The following is a 9,458-nucleotide window of genomic DNA, read 5'->3' on the forward strand; positions in this document are numbered from 1 at the left end:
GGCCCAGAACATCCTCATGCTCTTCCGCTAAGCCCCGGCGACGCATCGCGTCTCCCCGTCGCGCCACTTGCCGACGGCTTAGCAAGCGACCCTCCGGCGCTCCCCGTGCCGGAGGGTTTTCGATTCCCGGCGCAACTCCCGGTCCTCCATCCTTCATCATTCGGTAAGGTCATCACGTCCGCGCAAGCTTGTGCCCCCAGAGTGACGCCATCACTTCCCGCATTCCGCAGGCGAACGCATGGCGATGGTCGCTCGGGCCGAGGCCCAAAAACTCCTGTCCAACCTTCAGGCGCTGGGCGGCCGCAAGCTGGGTGCGCTGGCGTTGATCGGCGTCGTCGCCATCGCGCTCGTCAGCCTCGCCGCCTTCTACCTGTCCAAGCCAACGATGGAGTCGCTCTATTCCGGCCTCGACCGGCAGGACGTGACGCGCATCGGCGCGGCGCTGACGGAAGCGGGCATTCCGTTCGACGTGAACGCTGCCGGCGACACGGTGATGACCAACTTCTCGCAGACCGCGAACGCCCGCATGCTCTTGGCCGAGAAGGGCCTGCCGCGGTCAGAGAACGCCGGCTACGAGCTCTTCGATTCGATGGGCTCGATGGGCCTCACAACCTTCATGCAGGAGGTGACGCGCGTCCGGGCGCTCGAGGGCGAACTCGCCCGCACCATCCAGACGCTGAAGGACGTGCGTGCCGCGCGCGTCCACATTGTCCTGCCCGAGCCCGGCTCGTTCCGCCGCGAGAGCCAGAAGCCCTCGGCGAGCGTCGTGATCCGCACCGACAACACCGAGGACTTCGCCAACGCGCAGGCGATTCGCCACCTCGTCTCCTCGGCCATTCCCGGCATGCAGGTCGATCAGGTCACGGTGCTGAACACCGACGGCACGCTCCTTGCCTCCGGCGACGACGCCTCCAACGCCACCTCGACCAAGCAGCTCGGCATGGAGGGCATCGTCTCCTCCTCGATCCAGGATTCGATCCGTCGCACGCTGGCTCCCTATCTCGGCGTCGGCAACTTCCAGTCCAGCGTCATCGCGCGCCTCGATACCGACCGCCGCCAGATTTCCTCGCGCAAGTTCGACCCGGACGGCCGCGTCGAGCGGTCGACGCGTACGGTCCGCGAGACCGGCCAGTCGACCGACCAGGCCGCCAACAACAACGCGGCGACCGCCGCGCAGAACGTGCCCCAGGCCGCGCCCCAGCCCGCCGCCAACGGCAACTCGTCGTCGGAGGCCAAGGAGCGGCGCGAGGAACTGACCAACTACGAGATCAACGAGACCACGACGCAGACCGTCTCCGACGGCTACGACGTGCGCCGCCTGTCGATCGCCGTCGTCGTCAACCGCGCCCGGCTCGTCGCCACGCTCGGCGAGAACCCGACGCCGGAGCAGGTCGACGCCGCGCTCGCCGAGGTGAAGTCGCTCGTGGCTTCGGCCGCCGGCATCACCGACAGCCGCGGCGACCAGCTCGAAGTGACCGCCGTCGACTTCGTCTCCAACGGCCAGGACCTCCAGCCGGTGCCCTCGCTCGGCTACGGCGAGATGCTGCTCAAGCAGTCCGGCACCATGGTCAACGCGCTCACCATCCTCGTGGTCGCCGTCCTCGTGATCTGGTTCGGCCTGAAGCCCGCCATCCGCGCCATCTCGGCGCCCGCCGCCAACGACAACGCCGACGATGCCATGCTGGCCGGCGACGGACCGATCGAGCTGCAGAACCCGATGCTCGACGGCGACCTCGGTCCGCTCAACACGCCGCCGGGCTTCGGGGCCGACCTCGTCGCCTCGCTCGGCTACGGCGAGCCGCCGGCCAACGACGACCTGTTCGACGAACTCACCCGCAACCGTGCCAACTCGCCGAAGGTCCGCCTCGAAAAGCTCGTCGATTTCGACGAAGCCCAAGCGGCGGCCATCCTCAAGCAGTGGATTCACCAGAAAGAGGCGGCCTAAGCCATGATCCCTCTCGCGCAATTCCTGTCGGACGAAAACGAAGACGAGTTCGTGCCGCTGCGGGCCCAGGCGCCGCGCCGGCCCCCGGTCGCCGCTCCCCGTGCCTTCGAGGCGGGCCTGCCGCGGGTCTCCTCGCAGGCCGTGCAGGCGCCCCGCATGGCGCCGAAGCCCGCCACTGCCGCCGCGCCTGCCATGCGCCCGACTGCTATGCCGGCCAAGGCCCTGCAGGCGGCGGGCGTCGCGCCCGTCCAGCCGCGTCCCACGGCCGAGCCGCGCGTGCCGCTGCGTGAGGTCGAGGCGGAGCGCCGGGCCTGGGCGAAGGAGCGCGAGACGCTGCTGCGCGCCCACGAGATCGCCCTCGCGCAGGCCCATCAGGACGGTGCGGCCGAGGCCGAGGAGGCGGTTCGCCAGGACCTCGAGCGCGTTTCCGCCGAGCGCATCGAGGCGCTGCGCCAGACGCTCGCCGCCGATCACGAGGGGGCGCTCGCGGATGCGCGTCGCCAGTGGGTCGAGACCGAGGGCGACCGGCTCGCCGATCTCGTGATCCTGCAGATGGCCGTGTTCGAGGACGCGCTGAAGACGACGTTGAGCGCGCTCCTGCGCCCGCTCGTGCTCGACGCGCGCAAGCGGATGACGGTGGACGAACTCGCCGGCGCGGTGAAGACGATCGCCTTCGACGGGACCACCGTGAAGATCGCGGCGTCCGGCCCGAGCGACCTTCTCCACTCGCTCGAAGGCAAGCTCGGCGACCACGCCCGACACGTTTCCTTCGATCCCGACGAGACGCATACCGACGTTCGCATCGACGCCAACCAGACCGTGATCGAGACCCGTCTCGCCGCATGGCTGAAGGCCGTCGAGGAGGCGCTTTCGTGAGTGCACTCGACACCGAGCGGCACGAGATCATCATCGTCCGGCGTAGCGGGGAGGTCGAGGACGGCCATCATGGCGGCGCTTGGAAGATCGCCTTCGCCGACTTCATGACGGCGATGATGGCGTTCTTCCTCGTGATGTGGCTGACCAGCGTGTCGGATGAAGCGACGAAGAGCCAGATCGCCCAGTATTTCAATCCGATCGAACTGAACGACCCGCTGCCGCCGACCGACGGCGTGGCGCGCGACCCGTCCGCGCCCGCGCAGACGCCCGGCCCGGCCGCGGAAGACAGCAAGACGCCCGGCACCCCCGGCGGCAAGCCCGTGGGGGGCGACGCCAAGGGCGGCGAGGATCAGGCGATCTTCCGCGACCCGTATGCGGTACTGGCCGAGATCGTCGCCGAGAACGAGGCGATGGGCGACACCGGCAAGGCGGTCGGCAAGCCTGACGGTACCGGACTTCCGGGGCTCAACGGGGGCGACGCCTACCGCGATCCGTTCGACCCGACGTCCTGGCAGCTGACGCCGAACGCCGTCGCCGGCAAGCAGGTCGAGGTCACGGCGGACGACTTCGCGACGGTCGCCGTCGAGCCGTCGAAGCCCGCGCCACTGCCGGTCGAGGTCGCTGCGGCGCCCGCCGCGCCGGCCACGCCCGAGCAAAGTGATGCGGCCGAGCTGCAGAAGGAGATCAAGGCCAGCGTGCCGGGAACGGAAGCCGCCGACGTGCAGGTAAGGAGCGGCGACGCGGGCTCCGGCACCGTCACGATCTCGCTCGCCGACACCCTCGACACCGGCATGTTCCAGATCGGGTCGGCCCGGCCCACCGCCGACGCGATCCGCCTGATGGAGAAGATCGCGGCGATCCTCAAGGACCGTCCGGGCGACATCGTCATCCGAGGCCACACCGACGCGCGGCCCTATTCGGGCAACGGGCAGGTCGACAACTGGCGCCTGTCCACCGATCGAGCCCACATGGCCTACTACATGCTTCGCCGCGGCGGCCTCGACGACAAGCGCGTGGAGGCGATCGAAGGTGTCGCCGACCGCCAGCCGAGCAACGCATCCGATCCCGAGGCCGCCAGCAACCGGCGCATCGAGATCCTGTTGAAAGAACCCAAGGCGTGAAGAACTCTCTGCGGCTCCTGCTCGGCTCGTTGCTGATCGGTGCGTCCATGCTGCCGGCGCGCGGCATGGAGGCACCCGCCGCGCCCGAAGCCGCGGGACACGCGGAGACGGCCGACCCGGCAGCGGCAAACCTACCGGCCGCCGAGTCCGCGCCGGCTGCCGAGACCGCGCCGGCCTCGGCGGCCGCAAGCGGGGGAGAGGCTGCGGGCGCGGCACACGAAGGCGCGCCGGAACTGGCCGCCGGCCGCGACACGCACTGGTCCGAAACCCGCACGCCGATGCCCTTCGACGTCATGCGATCGGTGCAGTTCCTTCAGGATCAGGTGGCGCGGGGCAATGTACGGGCGATCCGGGTTCAGGCGCTTCTCCTGCGCCGCTTCGCCCGCACCTTCATCGAAGCCGCGCCGGAGGTCTGGAGCGATCCACGCAACACCCGTGCCATCGTGCTCTTCACCTTCAGCGGCGGCACGCCGGACGTCATCTCGACGCTGCTCGACCAGGGACGCCTGCCGGAAGCCGAGCGTCCCCTGTTCGACGGGGCGCTGGCCTATGTGCGGAACGATCTGAGGACGGCGGCGACGAAGCTCGAGTCCGTTTCGATCGACGACCTGGAGCCCGTGCTGGCCGCACAGGTCAGTCTCGCGCTCGGTCAGATCCATCAGATCGACCATCCCGACAAGGCGATCGAGGATCTCGCCAACGCCCGGCTGCTGGCGCCCGGCACACTGATCGAGGAGGCGGCGTTGCGTCTCGGCGCGCCGCTCGCGGACGATGCCGGCGCGCACGACGACGCCGACCGGATGGCGCGGCGCTATTTCGACACCTATCACGACTCCAGCTATGCGGCGAACTTCGAGACCCGCTACGTCGCTCTCGTGGTCGGCCGGGCGATGGCCGATCCGCAGGCGGCGCTGGTCGCCATGGATGGCGTCGTGGCAGGACTGCCGACTGCGCGGCAGCAACGGCTCTATCTCGCGGCCGCCCGCCGTTCGCTGGTGTCCGGCAACCTTCATTTCGCGTCGCAGTCCGCCGATCGGGCGATCGCCCTCGACGGATTGGAGCCCGGCGACGCCGCGCGCGCCGACCTCTACCGGACGGCCTCCGCGCTCGGCACCGAAGACCAGACCGCGTCGCGAAAGGCGCTGGACGGCGTCGATCGGAGCCTCCTGCATGTCGAGGACCAGAAGATCCTCGATGCCGCCTATTCCGTCTTGGACTCCATGGCCAAGCCGGCGCTGATGACAGAGGCCAGCAACCCCGCGCCGCCGCAACCCGACACCTCCTCGGTGCTGACACGGGCGCGTGCCGCGCTGGACGCTGCGTCCAAGGAAATGAAGAAGCCGTAATCCATGAAGATCGATCTCTCCCTCGCGCCGCTCGACAAGGACGGCCCGGCCCGCGCATCCGCCAATTCGGAGCCAGATCGCGGAGCGCTCGGCGACGCGTTCGGCAAGGCGGTGCGCGATGCCGAGGGCAAGCGTTCCGCCAACGGCAACGAACGGGCCGCGAAGGCAGACGCCGAGAAGCCGGAGCCGGCGGCGAGCCAGGTGGCGTCGGTCGATGGCGAGGATGCCGACGACGCGTCCGACGACAAGCAGGACGCGAAGGCAGACCAGCTTCAGGCTCTCCTCGGCTCGCTCGCGGCCGTCACCAACGCCAAGGCAGCGGCGAAGCTCGCGAAGCAGGTGGCCAAGGAACACGCCAAGGCCGATGGCGAGACCAAGCTCTCGCTCGACCGCGCAGCGCAGAAGGCAGTGGTCGCCGAAGAGGCGCAAGGCAAGACCAAGGGCGGGATAAAGCTCGACGTCCTGCGCATGGAAACGCATTTCGAGCCGCATCAGGACGGCATGGTCCTGGTCGAGGGCAAGGCGGAGGCCAAGGCCGAGCCGACCCTGGTCGTGGACGCGAAGGCCAAGGGTTTGGCGCCCGGTGCGCTGGCCGAGGCCCTGTCCGACATCGCCAAGGGGCGCGTCGGCGACGGCAAGGCGGCTGTCGGTGACGCCGCGACAGCGACGGCCGACGACGCCGCCAGCCCGCCGATGCGCTTCGACGAGGCGCTTGCGCGCCTCGGACGCGGCGCATCCGATGGTTCGGGCCGCGAGGCGGGACGCGACCGCTCGGCCGCCGCCAAGTCCGCCTTGAGCGAGTTGGCGGACCGTCGAAGCGCGGCCAGAAGCGCGGACGCGGCATCGGGCACCGTCTCGATCGCGTCGCCGCTCCCGTCCTCGTCGCCTTACAATCTGGCCGGTCAGGTGGCCGGACCGATCATGGAAGCGCTCGGCGATCCCGCCAAGGCGCCGGCCCAGTCCGCGCCCGCCAGTTCGGACGCCCACCTTCGCATGCGGGCCGGCGGCGGCGCCCTCAAGACGCTGACGATCCAGCTCCATCCCGAGCACCTCGGCACCGTAGACGTGTCGATGCGGCTGAACGAGGGGCGCCTGACGCTGGAGCTCGCGGCCAGCCGCAGCGACACGGCCTCCATGCTGCTCGACGACCAGGCCTCGCTGCGCAAGCTGCTGGAGCACGCAGGCTTCTCGCTGGACGACGCCGCGATCTCCGTCATCACGCGCGACAACGGGCAGGTGCGGACGGCCGACACGGGGGCGACGAGCTCGCAGCAGAACGAGCAGGGCGGTCGTCCGGCGGGCGAGGGGCGTCCCGACGGTCGCGCGTCATCCGGCGGATCGGACGACCCGTCCGGCCGTCGCCGATCGGCGCACTCGAACCGCGACGATGCCGCTCCGGCCAAATCGCAGGCCGGCTCGACCTACCTTTGATCTACACGGAAGGGATGGCCGAGCCCTCGGGGTCTCGGCCATCCCTTTTTGCCTCTTCGACCGCACGCGCAGCTGCCCGGTGCCCCGCTTTCGGACGGTTGCAAGGCTCGCGATAGGTTGCACGGATAGGTTGAAAATCACCGCTCCGTGATAAACCTGAAATTTGAATGCTTCCAGACAACCGGCTGTAAACGAATGGTAAACCGCCGGTGAGCGATACGAAGCATTAACCCTATAGTGATTTTTGGGGATGGCCCGATTCGCCTTGGGTTGGTTATTTGTTTCCTAACGAAACGCAAGTCACGCGGCGGGGACAAATGATCGTAGTTGTGGACAATCGCGAACTGGTCACGAACGGCTACAAGTCCCTCTTCGGGACCGAAGGTGTCTCCTCCGCCGGCTTCGGCGTCGACGAATTCCGCGACTGGGTCGAGTCCGCGTCCGACAACGACCTCTCGGCCGTCGAGGCCTTCCTGCTCGGCGACTTCCCCGAGCGCGGCGCCTTCACCCGCCTCGTCCGCAGCCGCTCCACCGCACCGATGATCGCCCTGGCCGAAGCCAAGGCCCTGACCTCAACGCTTGATCTCTTCGCCGCCGGCATCGACGACGTCGTCGCAAAGCCCGTGCACGTCAAGGAGATCCTGGCCCGTGTCGGCGCCATCCGTCGCCGCGAAGTGGCGGTCGATCGCGCCAAGACGACGGTCGACGAAATCTGCGTGTTTGCCGACGGTCGCGACGCCGAGGTCGCCGGCCAGCCGATGGTGCTGCCGCGCCGCGAGCGCCGGATTCTCGAGTATCTGGTCGCCAACAAGGGCCGCCGCGTCTCCAAGCAGCAGCTGTTCAGCGCCATCTACGGGATCTTCGACGAGAACGTCGAGGAGAACGTCATCGAAAGCCACATCTCCAAGCTGCGCAAGAAGCTCAAGATGCGCCTGGGTTATGACCCGGTCTCTTCGAAGCGTTACCTCGGCTACGGCATCGGCGTCTGAAACAGACCGGCAAAGACAACTGATGAATGACTTGGAGGGCCCGGCACGAAAGTGTCGGGCCCTTCGATTTATGAAGATATGGTTAATGATCTGTTATTTAAATTATATGTGACAGCAGCTTCGCGCAAGCCATTCCCACTACTGTGAATGCAATCTGAGGTAACGGATAAGGGTGGCAGTATGAGCATCGGCGGCCTAATGCGCACGAGCGTCTCCGGTATGAATGCGCAGGCGACCCGCCTCAGCGCCGTGTCGGAGAACATCGCGAACGCCAACACCAACGGCTACAAGCAGACCACGACCGAATTCACCTCGCAGATGCTGGCCAACGGCAAGGGTCAGTACAATTCGGGTGCGGTCGAGGCGAATGTACGCACGCTCATCAGCGAGCAGGGCGGCCTCAGCTACACCGCCAACTCGGTCAACTCGAAGAAGCTCGACCTTGCGATCTCCGGCCAGGGCTTCCTGGTCGTCGACGACGGCAACGGCGGCAACGTCCTGACCCGCGCCGGCTCCTTCATGCAGCAGCCGGACGGCACGCTCGTCAACGCCGCCGGCTACGCGCTGAAGGGCTATCCCGTCGGCACCAACGGCACCGATTTCGTCCTGAACGGCTTCGCCGGCCTCAAGCCGGTGAACCTCAACGCCGGCCTTCTCAGCGCCAGCCCGAGCACCAAGGGCATCCTGACGATCCCGCTGAACAAGGACTTCACGCAGCAGGCCGCCGCGGATCTTCCGTCGAAGAACACCGACAAGACGCCCGACCCGAAGAAGACCGTCTCGAACTCGCTGGTGGTCTACACCAACTCCGGCGAGGCGGTGAAGCTCGACATCTACTACACGAAGACCGACGACGCGACGAACACCTGGGAAGTCGCCGTCTACGACAGCCGCAAGGCCAGCACGACCGGGACGAACCGTCCCTTCCCCTACGGCGGAACCGCCGGTGCCGTCACGGCCGCCGCGGGTCTTCTCAAGACGTCGACGATCGTCTTCGACGACACCAAGAACTATTCGCTGAAGACGATCGACGGAACGGCCACCGGCATCATGCCGATCGACCTCTCCAGCATCGGCGGTGTCTCGGCGTTCAACCTCGACATCGGCAACACGACGCAGTTCACCGGCGACAACCAGCCGCTGGAGGCGAAGGTCGACGGCAACCCGGCCGAGGTGATCGACAAGGTCAGCGTCGGCAAGGACGACATGGTGCTCGCCACCTTCACGTCGGGTGCGACGCGCGAACTCTACAAGATCCCGCTCGCCAAGGTGGCGGCGCCCGACAACATGACCGTCCTCTCCGGCAACGCCTTCGCGCCGAGCCTGGAGTCGGGCAGCGTCCTCATGGGCTTCGGCGGGTCGGACGGGTTCGGAAGCCTGATCTCGGGCGCCCTCGAGAATTCCACCGTCGACATGGCCTCCGAGCTCACCACCATGATCGAGAGCCAGCGGTCCTACACCGCCAACTCCAAGGTCTTCCAGACCGGCTCGGAAATCATGGACGTCCTGGTGAACCTGAAGCGCTGACGGCGCCGGGTCGCATCCAGCCCTGACAGCAACGCGCGTCGCAGACCTGCGGCGCGCCGCCGGACCGATCGTCCTTCGTACCCTCCCGGATTGCTCCCATGTCGCTCTCTGCCGCGTTGAACACTGCCAAGTCGTCGCTGGCCGCGTCGCAGCTTCAGACCCAGATCGTCTCGAGCAACATCGCCAACGTCAACACGGCGGGAGCCACCCGCAAGATCGCCAA

At 67.8% G+C, this 9,458-nt stretch carries 8 protein-coding genes; all 8 read left to right on the forward strand.

What is annotated here, in order from left to right; all coding sequences use genetic code 11:
• The first annotated feature begins 238 nt into the window (after positions 1 to 238).
• Positions 239 to 1,945, forward strand: coding sequence for a flagellar basal-body MS-ring/collar protein FliF (gene fliF / locus QZ753_RS20335; RefSeq protein WP_294646403.1), 1,707 nt, complete (start codon positions 239 to 241; stop codon positions 1,943 to 1,945).
• A gap of 3 nt (positions 1,946 to 1,948) precedes the next feature.
• On the forward strand, positions 1,949 to 2,821 hold the full coding sequence (locus tag QZ753_RS20340; RefSeq protein ID WP_294646405.1) for a hypothetical protein: 873 nt from the start codon (positions 1,949 to 1,951) through the stop codon (positions 2,819 to 2,821).
• Positions 2,818 to 3,942 carry a flagellar motor protein MotB gene (locus QZ753_RS20345; protein ID WP_294646407.1) on the forward strand — a complete coding sequence of 375 codons (1,125 nt, stop codon included), beginning with the start codon at positions 2,818 to 2,820 and terminating at the stop codon, positions 3,940 to 3,942. The genes QZ753_RS20340 and QZ753_RS20345 overlap by 4 nt, the downstream gene beginning before the upstream one ends.
• Entirely contained in the window at positions 3,939 to 5,288 is a 1,350-nt protein-coding gene (locus QZ753_RS20350; protein ID WP_294646409.1) for a hypothetical protein, read from the forward strand. The genes QZ753_RS20345 and QZ753_RS20350 overlap by 4 nt, the downstream gene beginning before the upstream one ends.
• Positions 5,289 to 5,291: 3 nt before the next feature.
• The gene (locus tag QZ753_RS20355; RefSeq protein ID WP_294646411.1) at positions 5,292 to 6,719 is read left to right on the forward strand and encodes a flagellar hook-length control protein FliK; all 1,428 of its coding nucleotides are present in this window, start codon (positions 5,292 to 5,294) and stop codon (positions 6,717 to 6,719) included.
• Positions 6,720 to 7,036: 317 nt separating this feature from the next.
• Complete coding sequence (locus QZ753_RS20360) at positions 7,037 to 7,708, forward strand: response regulator transcription factor (RefSeq protein ID WP_294646413.1); 672 nt, start codon at positions 7,037 to 7,039, stop codon at positions 7,706 to 7,708.
• Positions 7,709 to 7,888: 180 nt separating this feature from the next.
• Entirely contained in the window at positions 7,889 to 9,235 is a 1,347-nt protein-coding gene (locus tag QZ753_RS20365) for a flagellar hook protein FlgE (protein WP_294646414.1), read from the forward strand.
• Positions 9,236 to 9,333: 98 nt separating this feature from the next.
• On the forward strand, positions 9,334 to 9,458 hold a 125-nt coding region (locus tag QZ753_RS20370), incomplete at its 3' end, for a flagellar basal body protein (RefSeq protein ID WP_294646415.1).

Source organism: uncultured Aureimonas sp. (assembly GCF_913775355.1).
GTDB lineage: Bacteria > Pseudomonadota > Alphaproteobacteria > Rhizobiales > Rhizobiaceae > Aureimonas.

What these genes read in the sequence shown, in the direction of transcription:
- QZ753_RS20355 (WP_294646411.1), top strand. Translation starts at nt 5,292, where the DNA reads ATGAAGATCGATCTCTCCCTCGCGCCGCTCGACAAGGACGGCCCGGCC.
- QZ753_RS20360 (WP_294646413.1), top strand. Translation starts at nt 7,037, where the DNA reads ATGATCGTAGTTGTGGACAATCGCGAACTGGTCACGAACGGCTACAAG.
- fliF (WP_294646403.1), top strand. Translation starts at nt 239, where the DNA reads ATGGCGATGGTCGCTCGGGCCGAGGCCCAAAAACTCCTGTCCAACCTT.
- QZ753_RS20365 (WP_294646414.1), top strand. Translation starts at nt 7,889, where the DNA reads ATGAGCATCGGCGGCCTAATGCGCACGAGCGTCTCCGGTATGAATGCG.
- QZ753_RS20340 (WP_294646405.1), top strand. Translation starts at nt 1,949, where the DNA reads ATGATCCCTCTCGCGCAATTCCTGTCGGACGAAAACGAAGACGAGTTC.